Here is a 23,410-nt window from a genome sequence, read left to right as displayed (position 1 = left end):
ATGCACGCAGGGCGATAGGTTTGCGTCATGAGATATGCGCTTTTGGCTTTTTGTGTTCTGGTGGCGGGATGTGACACCGTGCGGTCGACCACCGATCGTGTCTTTGGTGGTGACAAGCCCCCTGAAGAGGCAGAACCAGCCGTTGTAGAAGAGGTGGTCGAGCCGCAGCCCGTCGCGGTAGCCGCCACTGGTTGGGTCGGTCCAAAAACCACGATTGCGGGTCTGGGAGATCCGACAACACCCGGCCGTTGGCTGGAAACGTCTTTAGTGGAGACTGAATTCATCGGGCGCGTAGTTGTGCCGCGGACAGGCGCGCAGGCCTATATCACGCTTATTCCGGCATCCGGGCCAGCGGGGGGCGGCAGCCGTCTATCGCTGGATGCGATGCGGGCACTGCTGTTGCCATTCGATGAATTGGTTGAATTGGAAGTTTATTCCAACTGACCTTTCAGATATTTGCCAGCCTCTTTTCGTGCGAACGGTTTCATCGCATCTCCATGTGCCTTCAGAAAGGCAATGACGCGGTCCGGGTCGTGCTTGGACAGCTCCCGCAGCCACCACGCAACAGACTTTTGAATGAACCAGTCGCGATCGGGCACATAGCCTGCAGCCCAACCCAGAATGCGGTCTCGGCGTTGCAGGTCTTCCGGTTTGGGGTGGTTCTGTTTGGTCCAGGGCAGGGTCGCCACCAGCGCCGCGCGCCTGGTCCACATGTGGTCCGATTTTGTCCAGCTTTCCACCTGATCCAGCCGCGAAGGGTCGGCTGAAAGGCGCTTTTGCATCGCCATGCAGGCGTGATCCGCCACGGCCCAGGCATCAAAATCCGGCAACCAGCTTTGCAGCAGGTCCCAAACGGCATCATCCGGTCGGATGCGCGCCTGTGTCAGCAGTTTTGCGGCGGCAAGACGTCCTTCGTGAATATTGGTTTGCCACAGCGCATCTGCGAGTTCGACGCGCGCTGTCACATCCAACTCCTGTCGCCAGGTTTTGGTCAGATCATTCAGGATCGGGTTTGCCACGCCCAGATGGGTGCGGTCGGCCTTGTGGTAGGCCGCCATTTGTTCGGCGCGCTCGGGATCGGAATGGGCTTTGATCTGGTCCAAATAGGCTTCAAGCATCAAAAAACTCAGGGTCGGGTGCGCGTGGGTTTGCCATCAATGGTCTGATGGTTCTTTTCAACCCAGTAAGATTGGATCTGCTCGTCAGACTTGCCATCGACCCATTTCTGCATCGTGTCGCGTTCGGACTGATATTCCATGAACGGCACAGCATAGCCGCATGAGGTCTGAACCACATAGATATATAGATCATAGATCTGACGCGCACTGCGGTGATCGGGGAACAGGCCAGCCAGTTCATCCCAGCCCTCGTCCCCCACATGCAGCGTGCGCGCGGTGCCATAGGTTCTCAGGATCATGGGGCGGGTCGTGAACGAACACCACATCAGCGTCATGCGGTTCGCTTCAAGCAGATGACCGGCCGTTTCGTTGCCGCTGCCGGTCAGGTTCATCCAGGCAATCCGGTTCGGGCCAATAATGCGCAGTGAATCCATGCCCTTAGGCGATATATTGACCCGTCCGTCGGGTGCAGCAGTGCCGACGAAGAACATATGTTGTTCTTCGATGAATTTACGCTGCGCGTCGTCCAGTTGCGGAAATTGCTTGGCCATGTCTCACTCCACTGTAACCGATTTTGCCAGGTTGCGCGGCTGGTCTACATCCGTGCCTTTGGCCACCGCCGTGTGATAGGCCAGCAGTTGTGCTGGGACCGAGTAGAGGATCGGCGCCAAGCTAGGGTGAACATGCGGCATCCGGATGAAGCTCCAGACGCCATCTTCAGCCTCGGCAATCCCGTCATCGTCCGAGACTAGAATAACCTTACCCTTGCGCGCCATCACCTCTTGCATGTTCGACACCGTCTTGTCGAACACGGTGTCGCGTGGGGCCATGACCACCACAGGCATGTTCTTGTCGATCAGGGCGATTGGTCCGTGCTTCAGCTCACCCGAAGCATAACCTTCGGCGTGGATATAGCTGATTTCCTTTAGCTTCAGCGCCCCCTCCATCGCCAGCGGATACATCAGGCCGCGACCCAGAAACAGAACGTCGCGGGCCTCGGACAGGCGCTGGGCGGACGTCTTGATGGCCGGATTTTGATCCAGTGCCGCGTTCAGGACCGTTGGCAGGCCGCGTAGCGCAGCATAGTGGTCGGCCAGTTCGTCTTCGGTCAGCGTACCACGATCCGCAGCCGCTTTGAGCGCCATCATCAGCAGAACGCTCAGTTGACACGTGAACGCCTTGGTCGAAGCCACGCCGATCTCAACGCCAGCATGGATGGGCAGAGCAATATCGCTTTCGCGGGCGATCGAACTTTCGGGGACGTTGACGACCGAGACGATCTTATCTGCCTTGCCTTCGCAATAGCGCAGTGCCGCCAGAGTATCGGCGGTTTCACCCGACTGGCTGACGAACAGCGCCATCGTGCGCCCCGTGATCGGAGGTTCGCGATAGCGGAACTCGCTGGCGATATCGACCTCGACCGGCATTTGCGCCAATTGCTCGAACCAGTACTTTGCGGTCAGACAGGCGTAAAATGCCGTGCCACAGGCCACCATGGTCAACCGATCCAGTTTGGTGAAATCCAGATCGGCACCAGGCAGCACCACCTGATCGCCGTTGCCGGGCAAATAGGACCGGATCGCGTCGGCAATCACCACGGGCTGTTCGGCGATTTCCTTAGCCATGTAGTGCTTGTGGCCATTCTTACCGGTCCGCGTGTGATCCAGCTTGATCCGACGCGTTTCGCGGTTCGCCAATTCACCGGCTTCGTTGCGTATCTCCAGAGAGTTCCGGGTCAGTATTGCTCGGTCGCCCTCTTGAAGATAGGTGATACGGTCGGTCAGCGGGGCCAGTGCGATGGCGTCTGAACCTACATACATCTCGCCATCTCCGTGCCCGATGGCCAGTGGAGATCCTTTACGTGCGGCGATAATCAGGTCGTCTTCTCCATCGAAAAGGAACGCCAATGCAAATGCGCCCTCAAGTCGGTCGATCGTCTTAAAAGCGGCTTGAATGGGTGAGAGGCCGGTCTTCAGATAATGCTCGGTCAATAAAGCGACGGTTTCGGTATCGGTTTCTGTAGTGAAATCGATCCCATGTTCTGCCAGTTCTGCCCGCAGCTCACGATAGTTCTCGACGATACCGTTATGCACCACCGCCACTGGACCGGCCTTGTGCGGATGCGCGTTGGTTACCGATGGTGCGCCATGGGTGGCCCAGCGGGTGTGACCGATACCGGATTTTCCGGGCAGGGGGTCGTGCACCAGCAGATCGCTGAGGTTGACAAGTTTGCCAACCGCCCTGCGACGTTGAAGTTTGCCGTCATTGACAGTCGCGATCCCGGCGCTGTCGTATCCGCGATACTCCAGTCTTTTTAGGGCCTCGACCAGGGTGGGCGCGGCTTCGTGCTCGCCCAGTACACCAACAATACCACACATAAATCAGGCTCCTTAGTTGCGGCGCGCTTTCTTTGCCTTCAACAAATTAAACATTTTTTTTGCATAACCGGGCTTATTTTCCTGTTTGGCGCGGGCCATCGCCAGCGCTTCGGGCTCGACATTACGCGTGACAACCGTCCCGGCGGCGGTCATCGCGCCGTCACCCACCTTCACCGGTGCCACCAGCATAGTGTTCGAGCCGACAAAGACGTTTTCGCCAATCGTTGTACGGTGTTTGTTAAAGCCGTCGTAGTTGCAGGTGATCGTGCCCGCCCCAATATTGGATTTTGCCCCAACAGTTGAGTCGCCGACATAACTCAAATGGTTAACTTTAGCACCTTCGGCGATTTCCGTGTTTTTTAGTTCGACGAAATTGCCGATGCGCGTGTTTTCAGCCAATTCCGTACCCGGGCGTAAGCGGGCGTGCGGCCCAACGATTGAACCGCGGCTTATGTGGCAACCTTCAAGGTGTGAAAACGATCGGATTGTTGCCCCACTTTCAACAGTGACGCCCGGTCCGAAAACAACATTGGGTTCGATAACAGCGTCTCGTCCAATAACCGTGTCGGCTGCCAAGTACACCGTTTCCGGTGCCATCAACGTTACACCCAGTGCCAGCAACTCGTTGCGCGCCCGGCTTTGGAATTGGGCGTCAGCCGCAGCCAGGTCAGCGCGAGAATCCACCCCCATAGTTTCAGCCTCGTCGCATTTGATCGCTGTTGCCGACAGCCCACGCGCATTTGCCAGCGCCGCGATTTCTGTCAGGTAGTATTCGTCCGAGGCGTTGTCATTGCTGACCTCGTCAATCAATTCGAACAGCAGTTTTGCGCTGCAGGCCAATAGTCCGCTGTTGGTAAAGCGAATGGTGCGCTGTTCTTCGGTTGCGTCTTTGTATTCAACGATTTCGACCAGTTTTTCGCCATTCATGATCAACCGGCCATAGCGGGGCTGAACTTCGGCAATATCAAAGCCCAGCATGACCAGATCAAAGGATGCGCGCGCCTCAATCATACGCTCCAGTGTTCTGGGGGCGATAAAGGGTGTGTCGCCGTAAAGGACGATCACATCGCCATCGAAACCGTCGAGAGCATCTCGTGCCTGCGCAACCGCATGCGCTGTTCCAAGCTGTTCTTCCTGAACGACGATCTGTGCCGTTTCATCCTCGGCTTCGGCGATTTTAGCAACGGCCTCAGAGCCATGACCAGTGACAATAACGGTCCGTTCGGGTGATAGCACCGCACCAGCGCGTATCGCGTGTACCAACATCGGCGTTTGGGCAATCGGGTGCAAAACTTTTGGGGTATCCGAATTCATCCTGGTGCCTTTTCCTGCGGCAAGGATAACAAGGGCGATGGTCATAAAAACGATTTCTCTTTGTGTTTTGTTGCGACCCGTTTTATCCGCTGAGTTCAAAGGCGCAAGCGGTTCGGGCATCAAACAAGATTGCCGTTTGCAACACTTATGGCGAAGTCTCGCCGAATTAGGGGGCAAAATGCGTACGGTTATCTTCGATCTGGACGGGACTTTGGCCGATACATCGGGTGATTTGCTGGCCGCCGCCAACCACTGTTTTCGGCATATGGGGCATGGGGATGTGTTGGTTCACGGCGAAGATGCAGGCGTTGCGCTGCGCGGTGGCCGAATGATGCTGACCCATGGGTTGAAACGGGTGGGCGCTTATGACGATGCAACGGTTCAAGACTACTACCCGATGCTGCTTGAAGCGTATTCCGACGATATCGACACGCATACCCATTTCTACCCTGGCGCGCTGGACGCAGTGGAAAAGTTGAAGTCCGCAGGTTACGGGGTTGGCATCTGTACCAATAAGCCTGAAGCCTTGGCCCATCAGTTGCTCACGCAGATGGGAGTGCGTGACCTGTTTGCCTCTTTAGTTGGTGCAGACACGCTGTCGGTGCGCAAGCCTGATCCGGAGCCGTTGCGCGAAGCTGCACGCCGGGCGGGTGGTCATCCTGATTTATGTGTTCTGATTGGCGATTCCGACACTGACCGAAACACGGCCCGTGCCGCGGGTGTGCCGTCGGTATTGGTTACCTTCGGCCCGTCCGGCGATGATATGGCCGCGCTGGAACCCGAAGCTCTGCTGCACCATTTCCATGATTTGCCAGAATTGGTTGCAGAGTTGATTGGCTTGGCCGCGTAATCCCTTGACCCGAACGTTTTGCAGGACCAGAACACTCTTATGACCGAGATATTCACTGGCAGTTTCACCCAGCAGGAACCCATCCCAGAAGAGGCGGTTGAGGCCGCTCTGGCCGTACTGCGCCACGGGCGTCTGCATCGTTATAACGTCGTACCTGGCGAATTGGGCGAAACCGCCTTGCTGGAACAGGAATTTGCCGGCCAGACAGGTACCAAATACTGTCTGGCCGTGTCCTCGGGCGGCTATGCGATGGCAACGGCGCTGCGGGCCGTGGGGGTCAAACCGGGGGACCCGGTGCTGACGAACACGTTCACTCTGGCACCTGTGCCCGGATCTATTGCTTCGGTCAGTGCGCGCCCCGTTTTTGTGGGTGTGACCGAAGACCTTACGATTGATCTGGACGATCTCGAAACCAAGCTGGATCATGCCCGCGTTTTGATGCTGAGCCATATGCGTGGCCATCTGTGTGACATGGATCGGCTGATGCAAATGTGCGATGCCGCAGGTGTCACGGTGATCGAGGATTGCGCCCACACAATGGGCGCTGCGTGGCGTGGGCAGGTTTCGGGCCGACAAGGCGCGATTGGCTGCTATTCCTGCCAGACCTACAAACACGTCAATTCGGGCGAGGGCGGCTTGCTGGTCACCGATGATGAGGAATTGGCGGCAAAGGCAACGATGCTGTCGGGGTCCTACATGCTGTACGAACGCCACCTTGCGGCACCGGGGCCAGAGGTGTTTGAGCGGATCAAGTATCATACCCCCAATGTCTCGGGGCGAATGGATAATCTGCGGGCCGCGATCCTTCGCCCGCAATTGCGCGATCTGGATCGGCAGATCGAACGCTGGAACGAACGCTATTTCGAAATCGAAAAAGGCCTGCGCGATACGCCGGGTTTGAGCGTTGTAGATCGGCCAGAAGCCGAGACGTTTGTCGGTTCCTCGATCCAGTTCCTGTTGCTCGATTGGTCGGCAGAGCGGGTAAACGAGGTTATCCAGCGCTGCGCGGCCCGGGGGGTCGAGCTTAAGTGGTTCGGCGGGGCCGAGCCGAACGGCTTTACGTCGCGCTATGACAGCTGGCGATATGCCGACAGCGCGCCGATGCCAAAAAGTGATCGAATCCTCGCCGGGATCGTCGACATGCGCGTTCCCTTGACCTTTTCGCTTGATGATTGCGCGCTGATCGCACGGATCATTCGGGCAGAGGTGAGCGCAGTGTATCAGTCGTAATCCAATCGAGTGCGCATGACGCGCACGCTTTATTTGTATGAAACCGCCGCCCCGATCAGGGCGGCGGTTTGTTTTTGGGACGCCGTCGTTGACCCAATTCAGATTCGCTGCTATTTATTGAACAACTGTTCATTAATGCGAAAGAGGAGATCGCTTATGTTCACGGCAGCCATGCAATTTGATCTGGGCGAGGACGTGAATGCCCTGCGCGAAATGGTGCACCGTTGGGCGCAGGAGCGGGTCAAGCCAATGGCGGGTGACATCGATGCCTCGAACGCATTTCCAAACGAGCTTTGGAAAGAGATGGGCGATCTGGGTTTGCTCGGCATCACTGTGTCCGAGGAATACGGTGGGTCAGGGATGTCCTATCTGGCCCACACCGTTGCGGTGGAAGAGGTTGCGCGGGCGTCGGCCTCGGTCTCTCTGTCTTATGGCGCGCATTCGAACCTGTGCGTCAATCAGATCAAGCTGAACGGTAATGACGAGCAAAAGGCGAAATACCTGCCGCGCCTGATCTCGGGCGAACATGTTGGTGCGTTGGCCATGTCCGAGGCTTCCGCCGGATCCGATGTTGTGTCGATGAAGTTGCGTGCGGAAAAACGCAATGATCACTACCGGCTGAACGGCAACAAATACTGGATCACCAACGGGCCGGACGCGGATACGCTGGTCGTATATGCCAAGACCAACCCGGAGGCCGGATCGAAGGGCATCACCGCGTTTCTGATTGAGAAGGAGATGAAGGGCTTCTCGACCTCGCCCCATTTCGACAAGTTGGGGATGCGCGGTTCGAACACGGCCGAGCTGATCTTTGAAGATGTCGAGGTGCCGTTCGAAAACGTTTTGGGCGAAGAAGGTAAGGGCGTTGCGGTTCTGATGTCCGGGCTGGATTACGAACGTGTGGTTCTGGCCGGAATTGGAACCGGCATCATGGCGGCCTGTCTGGATGAGATCATGCCCTATCTGGCTGAGCGTAAGCAGTTTGGCAAACCGATCGGCAGCTTCCAACTGATGCAGGGCAAGATCGCCGATATGTACACCGCGATGAATTCCGCACGGGCCTATGTCTATGAGGTCGCCAAGGCTTGTGACCGGGGGGATGTAACCCGTCAGGATGCGGCGGCGTGCTGTCTTTATGCTTCAGAACAGGGCATGTCGCAGGCGCATCAGGCTGTTCAGGCGATGGGTGGGGCAGGGTTCCTGTCTGACTCGGCGGTCAGCCGGATTTTCCGCGATGCCAAGCTGATGGAGATTGGCGCGGGCACCAGCGAAATCCGCCGGATGCTGATCGGGCGGGAACTGATGAACGAGATGCGCTGAGAGAAGAAAACGCTTCGCAGACGAGGGAACTGCGAAGCGTTTTCCTTGGAAGGATCAGAACTTATGAACGTAGGATACGCCGACAAGGAAGGGATCGATATCGGCTTTGCCGATCTTGGTTCCGTTCAGCTTGACGTCCGTGTCAATGTCGAACCAGCGTACGTTCAGACGGACAGCACCATTGTCCGAGACCATATAGTCCAGACCGGCCTGCAGCGAGACGCCGAAAGAGTCATCAACCTTCAGGTCGCCCAGTGCGGACTGCTCGTCGAAGAAGATGGTGTAGTTCAGACCGGCACCGACATAGGGCTTCCATGCGCTGTTGGTCGGGAAGTGATAGTTCAGCGACAGGGTGGGCGGCAGGTGCTTGACGGTGCCAGCCTCGGTGCTTCCGCCCAGGGTTACGGTGTGCTTGAACGGTGTCGCGGCCAGCAGTTCGATGCCCAGATTGTCACGGATGAAATACTCGGCAGTGAAGATCGGGCGGGTGTCCGAGTCGATCTCGGCCTTTTGTCCGGCCAACGTGCCATTGTCGGATTTGGGGTTGAGGTAACCGACACCGACACCGACGGTCCAATCACCCTGCGATTGGGCGAAGGCGGGGGCGGCAAGCGCCACCAGCGCGGTGGAAAGTGTCAAAGCGGCGAGTTTGTTGGTCATGGTCTTGCCTTTGGTTCAGTTGATGAGATTGAATTGACAGCCGCGCGCTCCGCGCACTCTGATCTGCATCAAATCTGTGTGAGAGGGTCATCGGAAGCTTCTCCGGTAAGGCCTTTGAAAATAAGGGAATTGCAGCGTGCCAGAAGCTAATCGCATACCGGGTTTGCGTTCAGCGGGGGGCTGGGACGTGCCATCTCGTCTGAACATGGCGCGCCAGTGTCTTGATCACGCACCGGATCAGGTCGCCGTGATCCACTTGACCACAAGCGACGAGCGGCGCGTCACCTACGGGCAGCTTGCTAAAATGACAGACGGCATTGCGCGCGCACTGTCGAAGAAAGTGCAGCCGGGGGATCGCGTGGGCGTGTTGCTCAGCCAGTCACCGTGGTGTGCCGCGGCGCATCTGGCGATCTGGAAAATCGGCGCGATCTCTGTGCCCTTGTTCAAACTGTTCAAGCAGGATGCCTTGCGATCCCGAGTGGGTGATGCTGAGGCGCAGGTTGTGCTGACCGACCCGGAAGGCGCAACGCTGTTAGGGGATCTGGCCGAGCCGCTCATGGCGGACCAGATTGGCGAAGACGGAGGCGTTGTGCCTTACGCTGACTCCGGGCCAGAGGATCCGGCGGTGTTGATCTATACCTCTGGCACCACGGGAAGCCCGAAAGGCGCGCTGCATGGCCACCGGGTGCTGACCGGCCACCTGCCAGGGGTTTCGATCAGCCATAACAACCTGCGCGAAGGCGACTGCCTCTGGACACCGGCCGATTGGGCCTGGATTGGCGGGCTGTTCGATGTGCTGATGCCCGGTCTTGCGCTGGGTGTTCCAGTGGTTGCGGCGCGGCTGGACAAGTTCACCCCCGAAGCCTGCGCCGATGTGATCGCGCGCGGTGGTGTGCGGAACGTGTTCTTTCCCCCAACGGCACTTCGAATGCTCAAGGCCTCTGATCAGGCACTTCCCGGGCTACGGTCAGTCGCGTCCGGGGGTGAGCCGCTGGGGGCCGAGATGTTAGCCTGGGGGCAGGAGGTGTTCGGTCTAACGATCAACGAATTCTACGGCCAGACCGAATGCAACATGGTTGTCTCTTCCTGCTCAGATGACTTCCCGGTGCGGCCCGGTTGCATAGGCAAACTGGTCCCGGGGCACGAAATTGCGGTGATCGACGAGGACGGCAACCCGACCGCTGATGAGGGTGACGTGGCCATCCGCCGAGGTTCGGCCTCAATGCTGTTGGAATATTGGAACCGACCCGATGCGACGGCTGAGAAGTTCCGTGGCGACTGGCTGATCACCGGCGACCGCGGTGTGTGGGAGGGTGAGTACCTGCGTTTCGTAGGGCGCGACGATGATGTCATCACTTCGTCCGGTTATCGTATCGGCCCGGCAGAGATCGAGGATTGCCTGCTGACCCACCCGGCGGTGGCGACGGTCGGTGTGGTCGGTAAACCTGACAAGCTGCGGACCGAGATCGTCAAGGCATATGTGGTGTTGAAACCGAATGCTGAGGCTGAGGAACGAGAGTTGCAGGAGTGGGTTAAAACCCGCCTTGCGCATTATTCTTACCCTCGTGAAGTGGCTTTTGTGCAAGAGTTGCCTTTGACCGTGACCGGAAAAGTAATCCGAAAGGAATTGAAACGTCGCGCGTCTGAGGAGGAATGTCATGCCGGATAAATCCAGCGTCAGAACGGGAATTGAATTTAGCGCCACCGCAATTGCGGTCATTGGCGCTGCATGGGCAGGCAAGGCTTACTTCGAAAACTGGATGCAGGACACGATCGATAAGGCGGTCGAAAACAAGGTTGTCATACTCGAGCAACTGCAACTGGCAGACCTTCTAGTTTATTATGGCTATCCGGACGAAGCCATCTCGGAACTCAAGCTGATCAGCGATAGAATTTCGGGTCTTGAAGGCGGTAACAAACGCAAAATTGCATTTTACGACAACTATTTGGACGCGGTTGCGCAGTCGGATAACACCTTGAAATACGAACCGGAAATCCGGTTGCTCAAAGATGTATTCAGCACCGAGATGCAGACCGACGGGTGGCATGACGAATACCTCGCATACGTCTCGATGTTCCTGCCGGAGGCCCGCGGAGACGATGCATTCTTTGATGCGCAGGTCATCGGGCGGCTTAACCTCGCGGTGCATCAGTACGAAGTCGAGAGCGACTTTGAGGGGCTGGAAAGTGCGTTCCATACCCTTGCGCTTGCCTATTTGTGTCGCGGTGACCAGGCAAGTGCGCAAGCCTCTATTGAACGTGCCGCCGAGATGCTGCCGTTCGACTATTACCTGATTTACCCGCTAATGGGCATTGACACGATTTCTGAGGATCCAGAGATCGAAAAGCTGAATGCTGTCTGCCCTCAAAACGTATCCCGAGGCTATGGCGAGCTTTTGCAGGAACTTGGCTCGGGTGAGAATCCATTTCGCGACTTGATAAGAGAGTACTCTGAATGAAGCTGCAATCCGCTGCTCTGCCCTCGTCTCAAGGTTTTCAACAAAACCGCGCGGCTCATCTGGACGCGTTGGCGCAAATTGCCGACGCCGCCGAGGCCGCCCGCATGGGCGGCGGCGAAAAATCCCGCGCACGGCATGAATCGCGGGGCAAGATGCTGCCGCGTCGTAGGGTGGCGAACCTGTTGGACCCGGGGTCGCCGTTCCTTGAGATCGGCGCGACGGCGGCGCATGCGATGTATGGCGACGCCGCTCCCTGTGCCGGGGTAATTGCAGGGATTGGCCGGGTGCAGGGGCAAGAGGTCATGGTGGTGTGCAACGATGCCACCGTGAAGGGTGGCACCTATTATCCGTTGTCAGTCAAAAAGCACCTGCGCGCGCAAGAGATTGCCGAGGAAAACCAACTGCCCTGCATCTATCTGGTCGACAGCGGCGGCGCAAACCTGCCCAATCAGGATGAGGTGTTTCCCGATCGCGATCACTTTGGCCGCATCTTCTATAATCAGGCGCGGATGAGCGCGAAGGGCATCCCGCAAATCGCTGTGGTGATGGGGTCGTGTACGGCTGGCGGGGCCTACGTGCCCGCGATGTCGGATGTAACGATCATCGTCAGGGAACAGGGCACCATCTTTCTCGCCGGACCACCTTTGGTCAAGGCCGCGACGGGTGAGGTGGTCAGCGCCGAAGACTTGGGTGGCGGAGATGTCCATACGCGCCTGTCCGGGGTGGCGGATTATTTGGCCGAGGATGACGCCCACGCGCTAGCTTTGGCGCGGCGGGCCGTCGGATCGCTGAACCGGCGCAAGCCACAGACGGTGGATTGGGCCAACCCCGAGGATCCGGCCTATGACCCCGAAGAGATTCTGGGCGTCGTCCCCGCCGATCTGCGCACGCCCTATGACATTAGCGAGGTGATTGCGCGGTTGGTCGATGGCTCGCGCTTTGACGAATTCAAGCCGCGCTTTGGTGAGACGCTGGTGACAGGGTTCGCTCATGTCAAAGGCTGCCCGGTTGGGATCATCGCCAATAACGGCGTGCTGTTTTCGGAAGCTGCGCAAAAGGGCGCGCATTTTGTGGAACTGTGTTCACAGCGCAAAATTCCATTGGTGTTTCTGCAAAATATCACTGGCTTCATGGTTGGGCGGAAATACGAAAACGAAGGCATCGCGCGGCATGGGGCCAAGATGGTGACTGCGGTCGCGACGACCAATGTGCCAAAAATCACCATGCTGGTGGGTGGCTCATTCGGAGCGGGGAATTACGGCATGTCAGGACGGGCCTACCAACCGCGGTTCCTATGGACATGGCCGAACTCGCGCATTTCCGTGATGGGTGGAGAGCAGGCGGCGGGTGTTCTGGCTACCGTCAAGCGGGACGGGATTGAACGCCAGGGCGGAACTTGGTCGGCGGAAGAAGAGGCCGAATTCAAGCGCCCCACGCTGGAGATGTTCGAAGAGCAATCCCACCCGCTCTATGCCTCGGCTCGACTGTGGGACGACGGAATTATCGACCCGCGCAAAAGCCGCGATGTGCTGGCCTTGTCGCTGAACGCGGCACTGAATGCGCCGATTGAGGAGACACGCTTTGGCGTGTTCAGGATGTAAGATGAGCACCGACCTGGAAATAATAAAAGCGTTTTATCCCGATGCGCAGACGTTCAAGTTCGGTGACAGTGCAATCCTGAGTGCCGAGCTTTTGGCACTGGTTCGAACAGGGCAAAAAACGGCAACCTGCGGCGCTCTGCGCGATTATCCCGAAGGCAGCCTTGATACCCCGGTTGTTGGGCGGCGCGATATTGCCCTTGAATGGGATGATCGTCCCGCATTGGTGATTGAGACGGTCGAGGTTTCGATCTGCCGCTATTGTGACATGACCGAAGACTTCGCCTTGGCCGAAGGTGAAAACGAAACGTTAGACGGGTGGCGTGAGGATCATCGGCGTTACTTTGAGCGTAACGGCGGGTTTGATCCCGAGATGGAATTGCTTTGCGAACGGTTCCGCCTGATCGAAGACCTGGTGGATAAGGGCTAAACTATGTTCAATAAAATCCTGATTGCCAACCGGGGCGAGATTGCTTGCCGGGTGATGGAAACCGCTCAGAAAATGGGCGTAACTTGCGTGGCTGTGTTTTCTGATGCTGATGCGTCGGCCAGGCATGTGCAGATGGCGGACGAAGCTGTTCATATTGGTGGTGCGGCGCCGGCTGAGAGCTATCTCAAGGGCGACGTGATCATTCAAGCCGCGCTCGATACTGGGGCGCAGGCGATCCATCCGGGTTATGGATTTCTCTCGGAAAACCCCGATTTCGTGGATGCGGTCGAGGCGGCTGGCCTGACCTTCATTGGCCCTTCGGCGGATGCGATCCGCAAGATGGGTCTCAAAGACGCGGCCAAGGTATTGATGGAGCAGGCGGGCGTGCCGGTTGTTCCGGGGTATCACGGCGACAATCAGGACCCCGAGCATCTGGCGGGTGCGGCCGACACGATTGGCTATCCGGTCCTGATCAAGGCCGTCGCGGGTGGCGGTGGCAAAGGCATGCGGCTGGTCGAACAGCCCGAGGATTTTACCGAGGCACTGGACAGCGCCCGGGGTGAGGCCCGCACCGCATTTGGCAATGATGCTGTTCTGGTCGAGAAATTCGTCTCCAAGCCCCGCCATATCGAGGTTCAGGTGTTTGGCGACGGCACCCATGCGGTGCATCTGTTTGAACGCGACTGCTCGCTGCAACGCCGACATCAGAAGGTGATTGAAGAAGCGCCGGCCCCCGGCATGACCGTTGAGATGCGCGACGCGATGGGGCAGGCGGGCGTACGTGCCGCCGAGGCCATCGGTTACAAAGGTGCGGGGACGGTTGAATTCATCGTGGATGCCTCGGACGGGCTGCGTCCGGACCGTTTCTGGTTCATGGAGATGAACACCCGCCTGCAGGTCGAGCATCCGGTGACCGAGGCGATCACCGGCGTCGACCTTGTCGAATGGCAGTTGCGTGTTGCGGCGGGCGAGAGCCTGCCGAAGCAGCAGAGTGACCTGTCGATCTCAGGCCATTCCTTCGAAGCGCGGCTTTATGCCGAGGACGTGCCAAAGGGCTTTCTGCCGGCGACCGGTACACTGACCCATCTGCGCTTCCCCGTGGCGTGCCGCGCAGATAGCGGCGTGCGCGCAGGTGATACGATCAGCCCCTGGTATGATCCGATGATCGCCAAGGTGATCGTGCACGGCCCCACACGCGCTGTCGCATTGGAACAGTTGCACCGCGCCCTAAAAGGCACTGAGGTTGCGGGGACAGTCACGAACCTTGGCTTTCTGGGCGCACTGACGCGGCATCCGGGCTTTGCCGTCGGTGATGTTGATACTGGCCTGATTGGTCGCGATCTGGACGCGCTGGCCCGTGCAGAGCCGATCCCGGCGTCTTCGATCGTCGCGGCCGCGATGACGGCTTTGGATCTGGTGGATACAGATGAGGAAACAGGGTTTTCGCTATGGGCCCCACTGCATCGCGCGGTCCAGTTGCGGGCAGGTGATGATATTGATCTGGACGTTCAGGTAGAAGATCAGAACCGTCAGGTCTGGCAGGTCGGAGAACACACGATCCTTGCCCAGCGCGGTCCGGGCGGTTGGATGATCGACGGAGCCCCTATGTCGCGCGTGTCTGTCTCGGGTTCGCAGATCACAGTCTTTGAAAACTATGGTCAAGTCCTGGAAATTGTTGATCCATTGGACCGCGATGCCGGTGCCGCTGGCGACACCAATGTGATTGAGGCCCCGATGCCGGGTCTGGTCAAAGCTGTCTTTGCGCAGGTGGGTCAAGCCGTGCAAGAAGGCGACCGGCTGGCAATCCTTGAAGCCATGAAAATGGAACATTCCCTGCAGGCCGCCCGTGACGGCATCGTTGCCGAAGTGCTGGCTGATGCCGGGGCGCAGGTCGAGGCTGGGGCCGCGTTGGTCCGGCTGGAGGAGGAATGAACTGTCCCCTTCTCGAACAACGTGGCACAGTCGGATCGAATGCGGCAATCAGAGAAGGACACAGCAATGGGTGAACGGGTCGAAATCTTCGAAGTAGGTCCGCGAGACGGTCTGCAAAACGAAAAGCGCGAAATTGCCGTGGCGGAAAAAGTGGCGCTGGTCGATTGCCTGAGCAAGGCCGGTTTTAACCGCATCGAAGTGGCCAGTTTTGTCTCGCCCAAATGGGTGCCGCAAATGGCGGGCAGCGCGGACGTGTTGGCCGGGATCAAACGGGCCGACGGCGTCCGGTATGGAGCGCTGACACCGAATATGCAGGGATACGAAGACGCTTTGGCCGCAAAGGCGGATGAGATCGCGGTATTCGCTTCGGCTTCGGAAGGGTTCTCAAAAGCCAATATCAACGCGACTATTGAAGAATCCATCGACCGCTTTGCCCCGATTCTTGAAGCTGCGCGCCACATCGACCTGCCTGTACGTGGATATGTGTCCTGCGTGACTGATTGCCCCTTTGACGGACCAACACCGCCCGAGAAAGTGGCTGAAGTTGCGGACCGGCTGTTCTCGTTGGGATGTTACGAAGTATCGCTGGGGGACACGATCGGGCAGGGCACGCCCGACACCATTGCCCATATGCTGCTGGCCGTGCGCGAACGCGTTCCGATGACGCGGCTCGCGGGGCATTTCCACGACACCAACGGGCGGGCCATCGACAATATCGACGCTGCGCTGGCGCTGGGCGTTCGGGTGTTCGACAGCGCCGTTGGCGGTTTGGGTGGGTGTCCTTACGCGCCGGGCGCTGCCGGAAACGTCGCCACCGAAGCTGTTGTGGCTCATTTGGAGCGGCTTGGATATCAGACCGGCCTCGACCTTGCGGTCATTGAAGAGGCCGCGCAGATGGCACGCGCCATGCGATCCCAGTAAGGAGCGGACATGTTTGAAACGATTGCGGTGACCACGGACGCGCGTGGTGTGGCCACTCTGACTCTGAACCGTGCCGACAAGCACAACGCCATGTCGGCGCAGATGATCACCGATCTTACGCAAGCCGCGCACCAGCTTGGAACCGACGACGCCGTGCGTGTTGTTGTACTGACCGGTGCGGGCAAAAGCTTTTGTGCTGGCGGTGATCTGGGTTGGATGCAATCCCAGATGGCGGCAGAATCCGAGACCCGGTTTGTCGAGGCGCGTAAGCTGGCCGAAATGTTGCAGGCGCTGAACACGTTGCCCAAACCGCTAATCGGCGCGATCCACGGTAATGCCTTTGGCGGCGGTGTGGGCTTGGCGTCGGTTTGTGATGTAGCGATCGGAGTGGAAACGGTCAAAATGGGGCTGACAGAGACCAAGCTGGGGCTGATCCCGGCCACGATTGGCCCCTATGTCATCGCCCGCATGGGCGAAGCCCGCGCGCGGCGCGTGTTCATGTCGGCCCGGGTCTTCGAAGCCGCAGAAGCTGTAGAGCTGGGCCTGCTGGCCAGAATTGTGCCCGCTGCCGACCTGAATGATGCGGTTGAGTCCGAAGTCCTGCCCTATCTTGGCTGTGCACCCGGCGCGGTGGCATCGGCCAAGCAATTGGTTCGCCAGCTGGGACCGCGCATTGACGATGCCGTGATCGACCACACGATCCGCGAGCTGGTTGACAGGTGGGAAACCGAAGAGGCCAAGGAGGGAATCGGCGCATTCTTTGAAAAAAGAAAACCTGCATGGATTAGTAAGGTTTAGGCGCCACTTGTGATGTGGCCGCGATTGTGTGGGTGACCTTCTGTGACAGAGCTTCGATAAGTCGAATATTAACCCCCTGTGCGTTTGTGTTCGGTTGACCCTCTGACCCCGCAGGGATAGAGAATGTCCAGTCAACACGCCAATTGACGGCGCTCCCTTTCAGGGTATGCGCAGGAAAGGAGCTGTACGTGGAAGACCTATTGCGGGAGTATCTCCCGATTCTGGTGTTTCTGGCCGTAGCTGTGGGCCTTGGAATCGTTTTGATTCTGGCGGCAGTCGTTCTGGCGGTCCGCAATCCCGACCCCGAGAAAGTCAGCGCATATGAATGTGGTTTCAACGCGTTCGATGATGCGCGGATGAAGTTTGATGTCCGGTTCTATCTGGTCGCGATTCTCTTCATCATATTCGACCTGGAAATCGCGTTTCTTTTCCCCTGGGCTGTCGGCTTCAAGGACATCAGCGATGTTGGCTTCTGGTCCATGATCGTGTTCCTGGGTGTTCTGACCATCGGCTTTGCCTATGAATGGAAGAAGGGGGCCCTGGAATGGGAGTGATGACGGGTGCAAACACCGCCGGCGTCGACAAAGAAGTCGCCACCCAGGCCCTGAATGCCGAGCTGCAGGACAAAGGGTTTTTGCTGACCTCGACCGAGGACATCATCAACTGGGCTCGCACCGGCTCGCTGCACTGGATGACTTTCGGTCTGGCCTGCTGCGCGGTTGAGATGATGCACACCTCGATGCCGCGTTACGATGCGGAACGGTTTGGCATCGCACCCCGTGCTTCCCCCCGTCAGTCGGACGTGATGATCGTGGCTGGCACCCTGACCAACAAGATGGCCCCCGCTCTGCGCAAGGTTTATGACCAGATGCCCGAGCCGCGCTATGTGATCTCAATGGGCTCTTGCGCCAATGGCGGCGGCTACTACCACTACTCATATTCCGTTGTGCGTGGCTGCGACCGTATTGTTCCAGTGGACATCTACGTCCCCGGCTGCCCCCCGACCGCTGAGGCGCTGCTGTACGGTCTGATGCAGTTGCAACGCAAAATCCGCCGTACTGGCACCATCGTGCGCTGAGGAGAGAGTTGATGAGCGAAGCACTCAAAGAACTCGGCACCCAGCTGGAGTTGAAGCGAACTGATTGTGTTCTGTCCTGGGACGTAACCCATGGTGAGTTGAACGTAGATGTGGCGCTGTCGAACGTTGTGGAATTCATTGAATTCCTGAAGTCCGACCGCGGCTGCCAGTTCTCCACGCTCGTCGATATCACCGGCGTCGACTACCCGGAACGGGCCAAGCGTTTTGACGTGGTTTATCACTTCTTGTCGATGTATCAGAACCAGCGCATCCGCCTGCGGGTCTCTATCCGCGAAGAGGACATGGTGCCTTCGATCGTGGATGTGCATCCCTCGGCCAATTGGTTTGAGCGCGAAGTGTTCGACATGTTCGGCATCTTGTTCTCAGGCCACCCGGATCTGCGGCGCATCCTGACCGACTATGGATTCCGTGGCTATCCGCTGCGCAAGGATTTCCCAACCACAGGATACACCGAAGTTCGCTATGACGAGGCCCAAAAGCGCGTTGTGTATGAGCCGGTGTCGCTAGTCCAGGAATACCGTCAGTTCGATTTCATGTCCCCGTGGGAGGGGGCGAATTACATACTGCCGGGTGATGAAAAGCAGGAGGCCGAATAATGGGTGGCATTTGGTGGCTGATCCTGTCTGCGCTGACCATCATCCCGATGGTGAAGATATTGCCGTTTTTCGGGATCAATAAATTCTGGTGCCTTCTTTGTCTGGTTCCATTCGGCACGATCGCGTTGCTGTGGTGGGTCGGGCTGAAACTACAAGAGTTGGAGCGCCGATAAGATGCTGGTGCTGCTGGGGGAACTGATCGCTTTGGGTGCGCTGGGGGTCTTGCTGGCAGGGGCTGCGGCCAAGGCTGTCGAAGCGGAAAAGGTCCGGGTTCGGGCTGATGCGAAAAAGAAACGGGGGCGTTGATGGACGGCTCAAGATACGATGACGGCAGCACTGACGCGCTGAGCGGAGAACAGAAGATCCGCAATTTCAACATCAACTTCGGCCCGCAACACCCTGCGGCGCACGGGGTTTTGCGTCTTGTTCTTGAGCTGGACGGCGAGATCGTTGAGCGCTGTGACCCGCATATCGGTCTGCTGCACCGTGGCACCGAAAAGCTGATGGAAAGCCGGACGTATCTGCAGAACCTGCCGTATTTCGACCGTCTGGATTATGTGGCTCCAATGAATCAGGAACACGCCTGGTGCCTGGCCATCGAAAAGCTGACCGGGGTCGAGGTGCCGCGCCGTGGCTCGTTGATCCGAGTTCTGTATTCTGAGATAGGGCGCATCCTGAACCACCTGCTGAACGTGACCACGCAAGCGATGGACGTCGGCGCGTTGACCCCGCCTCTGTGGGGCTTCGAAGAGCGCGAAAAGCTGATGGTGTTCTACGAACGTGCCTGCGGTGCCCGCCTGCATGCGGCCTATTTCCGTCCCGGCGGTGTTCATCAGGACCTGCCGCCGGAACTGCTGGACGATATCGAGACGTGGAGCCACGAATTTCCAGCCGTTTTAGACGATATCGACGGTTTGCTGACGGAAAACCGCATCTTCAAACAGCGCAATGCCGATATCGGTGTCGTGACCGAGGAAGATATCCAGAAATACGGCTTCTCGGGTGTGATGGTGCGTGGATCGGGGCTGGCATGGGACCTGCGACGCGCACAGCCCTACGAATGCTATGACGAGTTCGAGTTTCAGATCCCCGTCGGCAAAAACGGCGACTGCTATGATCGCTATCTGGTGCGTATGGAAGAGATGCGCCAGTCGTTGTCGATCATCCAGCAGGCCATTGTCAAAATCCGTGACTGCCCCGGTGACGTTCTGGCACGCGGCAAGATCACTCCGCCGAAACGTTCGGACATGAAAACCTCGATGGAAAGCCTGATCCATCACTTCAAGCTTTACACCGAAGGCTTCCACGTCCCTGCAGGTGAGGTTTATGCCGCCGTCGAGGCCCCCAAGGGAGAATTCGGAGTCTATCTGGTCGCCGACGGGACCAACAAACCCTACCGCGCCAAGCTGCGCGCGCCGGGTTTCCTGCACCTGCAAGCCATGGACCATATCGCCGGGGGCCACCAACTGGCCGACGTCGCCGCGATCATCGGGACAATGGATGTCGTGTTCGGAGAGATTGACCGGTGAGACGCCTTGCTTTGATCCTGGCGCTTGCAGCCGCCACACCGTTGCAGGCCGCCTCGACCCATCCAACGGCAAAAGTGCTTGAGGTGATGCGCGAGAACGGCTGCCGGTTGGATGTATCGCGCGCCGAGGAGGCCTTTTCTGCCCATGACTTGCGACCCGAAGATGTCAGCGCTGTGATTAATTCCTGGGCTGAACAGGGGGTGGCCGGGCTGGACGGTGCGGCATTCGAAATTGCTCCGGCGATCTGCGGTGCGCATGGGCTGGCACCCGAGGATACGGCGGGCCGTGCCGATGCGCTTTATGATTTTGTGCGTCTGAACGGGTGTCGCATGGTCGAAGAAGAAGCTCAGATCAAATTGCGCCCCGCCGGTTTTACACAGGCTGAAACGCCCGATCTGATTGCCCGCCTTGTCGATCAAGGTCGTGCGCATCAGGAAGACCCCTATGTTATCGTGATCGGAGATGCCTGCTAATGCTGCGCCGTCTGCACCCCGAACAACCTGAAAGCTTTGCCTTCACTGCTGCCAACCAGCAGTGGGCCACAGCACAGATCACCAAATACCCTGACGGCCGTCAGGCCAGCGCGGTTATCCCGCTGTTGTGGCGCGCGCAGGAACAAGAGGGCTGGCTCAGCCGTCCCGCGATTGAATCCGTCGCCGACATGCTGGGCATGGCCTATATCCGCGTGCTCGAGGTTGCGTCGTTCTACTTCATGTTCCAACTGCAACCGGTTGGAACTGTCGCGCATATTCAGGTCTGCGGAACGACCTCCTGCATGATCTGCGGGGCCGAAGACCTGATCGCGGTTTGCAAGGAGAAGATCGCTGCCAAACCGCATGAGCTTTCAGTTGATGGCAAATTGAGTTGGGAAGAGGTGGAATGCCTTGGGTCCTGCACCAATGCGCCGATGGCGCAGATCGGCAAGGACTATTACGAAGATCTGACCGCTGACAGTTTTGGCAAGATCATTGACGATCTGGCCGCCAGCAAGGTGCCAACGCCGGGTCCGCAGAATGGCAGATACGCGGCAGAACCGCTGAGCGGTCTGACCAGCCTCACGGACTACGATGCCGGAAAACCGCAGTACAATGCCAGTGTTGAACTGGCCGAAGAACTTGGTGATACGGTCAAACGCATCGACGGGACCGAGGTTCCGATCCTGACGCCATGGCTGGGTAAAGACGGCAAGGCTGCGGCGACCAAGGCCGCGCCAAAGCCACCAAAGGCGCCGGCACCCGCCAAACCCGCCGTGAAGCAGGCGGAAGAGGCAAAGAAGGCCCAGATCAAAGAGGATCAGCCCGAAACTCTGACCGCCGCGCGGGATGGCAAAGCGGACGACCTCAAGATGCTGAAAGGTGTGGGCCCCAAGCTTGAACAGACGCTGAACGAACTTGGCTTTTTCCACTTCGACCAAATCGCTGCATGGACGCAGGAACAGGTGGCCTGGGTAGATGCGCGGCTGAAATTCAAGGGCCGGATCGAGCGGGACGGTTGGATCGAACAAGCAGCCCAACTGGCGACAGGCGAAGAAACCGAATTTGCAAAACGTGCCAAAGAAGACGGCACCTACAAAGACTGAATAGGACGGTGCCCGTTCGGGGCATCAAGGTGAGATGGACAAAGAAAAAGAACAGGCCATGGCCCGCAAGGGCCGACATATCGGGGTGGTCATCGCGGTGACCATGCTGTTGTGGCTTGCCATTTCGTTGTTCATCGGCCCGGCACTGGGATTGCCCGGGCGCTATGCGCTGCTGTTTGATTTCGCCGCTTTGGCGGGTTTCATCTATGCGGGCGTGAACATTTTTCAACTCTGGCGCATGCGTCAGGACAGCTGAAGGTAAGACATGATGCTGAAGGATCAGGACAGGATCTTTACCAATATCTACGGGATGCATGAGCGTACGCTGAAAGGCGCGCAGACCCGCGGGCATTGGGACGGCACAGCTGGCCTGATCGGAAACGGGCGTGACTGGATCATCCAGACGATGAAGGACTCAGGGCTTCGCGGTCGCGGCGGTGCTGGTTTTCCCACCGGCTTGAAATGGTCGTTCATGCCCAAAGAAAGCGACGGTCGCCCAGCCTATCTGGTGGTGAACGCGGACGAATCCGAGCCCGGCACCTGCAAGGACCGTGAGATTATGCGCCACGATCCGCATACGCTGATCGAAGGCTGCCTGATCGCGTCTTTCGCGATGAATGCGCATACCTGCTATATCTACCTTCGCGGTGAATACATCCGCGAGCGTGAGGCGCTGCAGGCCGCGATTGATGAGGCCTATGATGCTGGCTTGCTGGGCAAAAACGCCGCCGGTTCGGGTTGGGATTTCGACCTGTTCCTACACCACGGGGCGGGGGCATATATCTGCGGTGAGGAAACAGCCCTGATCGAAAGCCTTGAGGGCAAGAAGGGCATGCCGCGCATGAAACCTCCGTTCCCGGCGGGGGCGGGGCTTTATGGCTGCCCGACCACTGTGAACAATGTGGAATCCATCGCCGTTGTGCCAACGATCCTGCGCCGTGGTGCGGATTGGTTTGCTGGATTTGGTCGCCAGAACAATGCAGGCACCAAACTGTTTGCGATCTCGGGTCATGTAAACAATCCCTGTGTTGTCGAAGAGGCGATGTCGATCCCGTTCGAACAGCTAATTGAAACCCATTGTGGCGGCATTCGCGGCGGATGGGACAACCTGCTGGCGGTGATCCCCGGTGGTTCTTCAGTGCCTTGTGTGCGCGGTGAAGACATGCGCGACGCCATCATGGATTTCGACCACCTGCGCAATGATCTGGGCTCGGGCCTTGGGACGGCGGCGGTGATCGTGATGGACAAATCCACGGACATCATCAAAGCGATCTGGCGTTTGTCGAAGTTCTACAAACATGAAAGCTGTGGTCAGTGTACTCCTTGCCGCGAAGGCACCGGCTGGATGATGCGCGTGATGGACCGTCTGGTGCGGGGTGAGGCCGAACTGGAAGAGATCGACATGTTGTTTGACGTGACCAAGCAAGTCGAAGGCCACACGATCTGTGCTTTGGGCGATGCTGCCGCCTGGCCGATCCAGGGCCTGATCCGCAATTTCCGTGAGGAAATCGAGGATCGCATCAAGGCCCAGAAATCGGGCCGAATGGGCGCGATGGCGGCGGAGTGATCAAGTTGCATGATATCGGATCAAACCCAAAC

At 58.2% G+C, this 23,410-nt stretch carries 26 protein-coding genes; 21 read left to right on the top strand and 5 right to left on the bottom strand.

Going from position 1 to position 23,410, the window contains the following annotated elements; all coding sequences use genetic code 11:
• The first annotated feature begins 27 nt into the window (after positions 1-27).
• A complete protein-coding gene (locus DK510_RS00560; protein WP_109310450.1) occupies positions 28-444 on the top strand; it encodes a hypothetical protein in 417 nt (138 codons plus the stop codon).
• On the opposite strand, the gene DK510_RS00555 is transcribed toward DK510_RS00560, so the two are convergent.
• The 4 genes from DK510_RS00555 to glmU are packed head-to-tail and all read right to left on the bottom strand — an operon-like array spanning position 432 to position 4,855.
• Positions 432-1,118 (bottom strand): DNA alkylation repair protein, encoded by a 687-nt coding sequence (locus DK510_RS00555; RefSeq protein WP_200833182.1) that lies wholly within the window; start codon positions 1,116-1,118, stop codon positions 432-434. The genes DK510_RS00560 and DK510_RS00555 overlap by 13 nt on opposite strands.
• Positions 1,119-1,126: 8 nt before the next feature.
• Positions 1,127-1,669, bottom strand: a complete 543-nt coding sequence (locus tag DK510_RS00550) for a pyridoxamine 5'-phosphate oxidase family protein (RefSeq protein ID WP_109310448.1) — start codon at positions 1,667-1,669, stop codon at positions 1,127-1,129.
• A gap of 3 nt (positions 1,670-1,672) precedes the next feature.
• On the bottom strand, positions 1,673-3,496 hold the full coding sequence (gene glmS, locus DK510_RS00545) for a glutamine--fructose-6-phosphate transaminase (isomerizing) (RefSeq protein WP_109310447.1): 1,824 nt from the start codon (positions 3,494-3,496) through the stop codon (positions 1,673-1,675).
• 12 nt (positions 3,497-3,508) lie between these two features.
• Positions 3,509-4,855, bottom strand: a complete 1,347-nt coding sequence (gene glmU / locus DK510_RS00540; RefSeq protein ID WP_109310461.1) for a bifunctional UDP-N-acetylglucosamine diphosphorylase/glucosamine-1-phosphate N-acetyltransferase GlmU — start codon at positions 4,853-4,855, stop codon at positions 3,509-3,511.
• Between the two features lie 133 nt (positions 4,856-4,988).
• Here glmU and DK510_RS00535 point away from each other — a divergent pair, with 133 nt between their 5' ends.
• From DK510_RS00535 to DK510_RS00525, 3 genes are all read left to right on the top strand, one after another.
• Positions 4,989-5,660 (top strand): HAD-IA family hydrolase, encoded by a 672-nt coding sequence (locus DK510_RS00535; RefSeq protein WP_109310446.1) that lies wholly within the window; start codon positions 4,989-4,991, stop codon positions 5,658-5,660.
• A gap of 39 nt (positions 5,661-5,699) precedes the next feature.
• Positions 5,700-6,890, top strand: a complete 1,191-nt coding sequence (locus DK510_RS00530; RefSeq protein WP_109310445.1) for a DegT/DnrJ/EryC1/StrS aminotransferase family protein — start codon at positions 5,700-5,702, stop codon at positions 6,888-6,890.
• Between the two features lie 156 nt (positions 6,891-7,046).
• A complete protein-coding gene (locus DK510_RS00525; RefSeq protein WP_108861592.1) occupies positions 7,047-8,210 on the top strand; it encodes an isovaleryl-CoA dehydrogenase in 1,164 nt (387 codons plus the stop codon).
• 54 nt (positions 8,211-8,264) lie between these two features.
• Here the strand turns inward: DK510_RS00525 and DK510_RS00520 are convergent, their stop codons facing one another.
• Positions 8,265-8,870 (bottom strand): OmpW family protein, encoded by a 606-nt coding sequence (locus tag DK510_RS00520; RefSeq protein WP_109310444.1) that lies wholly within the window; start codon positions 8,868-8,870, stop codon positions 8,265-8,267.
• Positions 8,871-9,075: 205 nt separating this feature from the next.
• On the opposite strand from DK510_RS00520, the gene DK510_RS00515 reads away from it, so the two are divergent.
• From DK510_RS00515 to nuoF, 17 genes are all read left to right on the top strand, one after another.
• Complete coding sequence (locus DK510_RS00515) at positions 9,076-10,539, top strand: AMP-binding protein (RefSeq protein WP_109310443.1); 1,464 nt, start codon at positions 9,076-9,078, stop codon at positions 10,537-10,539.
• Positions 10,529-11,329 (top strand): hypothetical protein, encoded by an 801-nt coding sequence (locus tag DK510_RS00510; protein ID WP_109310442.1) that lies wholly within the window; start codon positions 10,529-10,531, stop codon positions 11,327-11,329. Before DK510_RS00515 ends, DK510_RS00510 begins: the two co-directional genes overlap by 11 nt.
• Positions 11,326-12,930, top strand: a complete 1,605-nt coding sequence (locus DK510_RS00505) for a carboxyl transferase domain-containing protein (protein WP_109310441.1) — start codon at positions 11,326-11,328, stop codon at positions 12,928-12,930. Before DK510_RS00510 ends, DK510_RS00505 begins: the two co-directional genes overlap by 4 nt.
• Before the next feature lies 1 nt (position 12,931).
• The gene (locus DK510_RS00500) at positions 12,932-13,357 is read left to right on the top strand and encodes an ASCH domain-containing protein (RefSeq protein ID WP_109310440.1); all 426 of its coding nucleotides are present in this window, start codon (positions 12,932-12,934) and stop codon (positions 13,355-13,357) included.
• Positions 13,358-13,360: 3 nt separating this feature from the next.
• Entirely contained in the window at positions 13,361-15,289 is a 1,929-nt protein-coding gene (locus tag DK510_RS00495) for an acetyl/propionyl/methylcrotonyl-CoA carboxylase subunit alpha (RefSeq protein WP_109310439.1), read from the top strand.
• A 66-nt stretch (positions 15,290-15,355) separates the two neighbouring features.
• Positions 15,356-16,210 carry a hydroxymethylglutaryl-CoA lyase gene (locus DK510_RS00490; protein WP_109310460.1) on the top strand — a complete coding sequence of 285 codons (855 nt, stop codon included), beginning with the start codon at positions 15,356-15,358 and terminating at the stop codon, positions 16,208-16,210.
• 9 nt (positions 16,211-16,219) lie between these two features.
• Positions 16,220-17,008, top strand: a complete 789-nt coding sequence (locus DK510_RS00485; protein ID WP_109310438.1) for a crotonase/enoyl-CoA hydratase family protein — start codon at positions 16,220-16,222, stop codon at positions 17,006-17,008.
• 188 nt (positions 17,009-17,196) lie between these two features.
• Entirely contained in the window at positions 17,197-17,562 is a 366-nt protein-coding gene (locus tag DK510_RS00480; protein WP_058274389.1) for an NADH-quinone oxidoreductase subunit A, read from the top strand.
• Positions 17,553-18,086, top strand: a complete 534-nt coding sequence (locus tag DK510_RS00475; RefSeq protein ID WP_037307875.1) for an NADH-quinone oxidoreductase subunit B family protein — start codon at positions 17,553-17,555, stop codon at positions 18,084-18,086. The genes DK510_RS00480 and DK510_RS00475 overlap by 10 nt, the downstream gene beginning before the upstream one ends.
• Before the next feature lie 11 nt (positions 18,087-18,097).
• Positions 18,098-18,703 carry an NADH-quinone oxidoreductase subunit C gene (locus tag DK510_RS00470; RefSeq protein WP_058274390.1) on the top strand — a complete coding sequence of 202 codons (606 nt, stop codon included), beginning with the start codon at positions 18,098-18,100 and terminating at the stop codon, positions 18,701-18,703.
• Entirely contained in the window at positions 18,703-18,876 is a 174-nt protein-coding gene (locus DK510_RS22895; protein ID WP_058274391.1) for a hypothetical protein, read from the top strand. Before DK510_RS00470 ends, DK510_RS22895 begins: the two co-directional genes overlap by 1 nt.
• Position 18,877: 1 nt before the next feature.
• On the top strand, positions 18,878-19,009 hold the full coding sequence (locus DK510_RS23440; protein ID WP_255414839.1) for a hypothetical protein: 132 nt from the start codon (positions 18,878-18,880) through the stop codon (positions 19,007-19,009).
• Entirely contained in the window at positions 19,009-20,232 is a 1,224-nt protein-coding gene (locus tag DK510_RS00465) for an NADH-quinone oxidoreductase subunit D (RefSeq protein WP_200833181.1), read from the top strand. The genes DK510_RS23440 and DK510_RS00465 overlap by 1 nt, the downstream gene beginning before the upstream one ends.
• Positions 20,229-20,705: a hypothetical protein gene (locus tag DK510_RS00460; protein WP_109310436.1), complete on the top strand. Its 477-nt coding sequence runs from the start codon at positions 20,229-20,231 to the stop codon at positions 20,703-20,705. The genes DK510_RS00465 and DK510_RS00460 overlap by 4 nt, the downstream gene beginning before the upstream one ends.
• Positions 20,705-21,811 (top strand): NADH-quinone oxidoreductase subunit NuoE, encoded by a 1,107-nt coding sequence (nuoE, locus tag DK510_RS00455; protein ID WP_109310435.1) that lies wholly within the window; start codon positions 20,705-20,707, stop codon positions 21,809-21,811. The genes DK510_RS00460 and nuoE overlap by 1 nt, the downstream gene beginning before the upstream one ends.
• A 34-nt stretch (positions 21,812-21,845) precedes the next feature.
• A complete protein-coding gene (locus DK510_RS00450; RefSeq protein WP_058274396.1) occupies positions 21,846-22,067 on the top strand; it encodes a DUF5337 domain-containing protein in 222 nt (73 codons plus the stop codon).
• 12 nt (positions 22,068-22,079) lie between these two features.
• Positions 22,080-23,378, top strand: coding sequence for an NADH-quinone oxidoreductase subunit NuoF (nuoF, locus tag DK510_RS00445; protein ID WP_058274474.1), 1,299 nt, complete (start codon positions 22,080-22,082; stop codon positions 23,376-23,378).
• Positions 23,379-23,410: the final 32 nt, after the last annotated feature.

Origin of the sequence: Ruegeria sp. AU67, from assembly GCF_900312795.1 — a bacterium.
GTDB classification, from domain to species: Bacteria; Pseudomonadota; Alphaproteobacteria; order Rhodobacterales; family Rhodobacteraceae; genus Ruegeria; species Ruegeria atlantica.
Note: the sequence above shows the minus strand (reverse complement) of the source record. Positions and strands in the feature narration are given on the sequence as shown.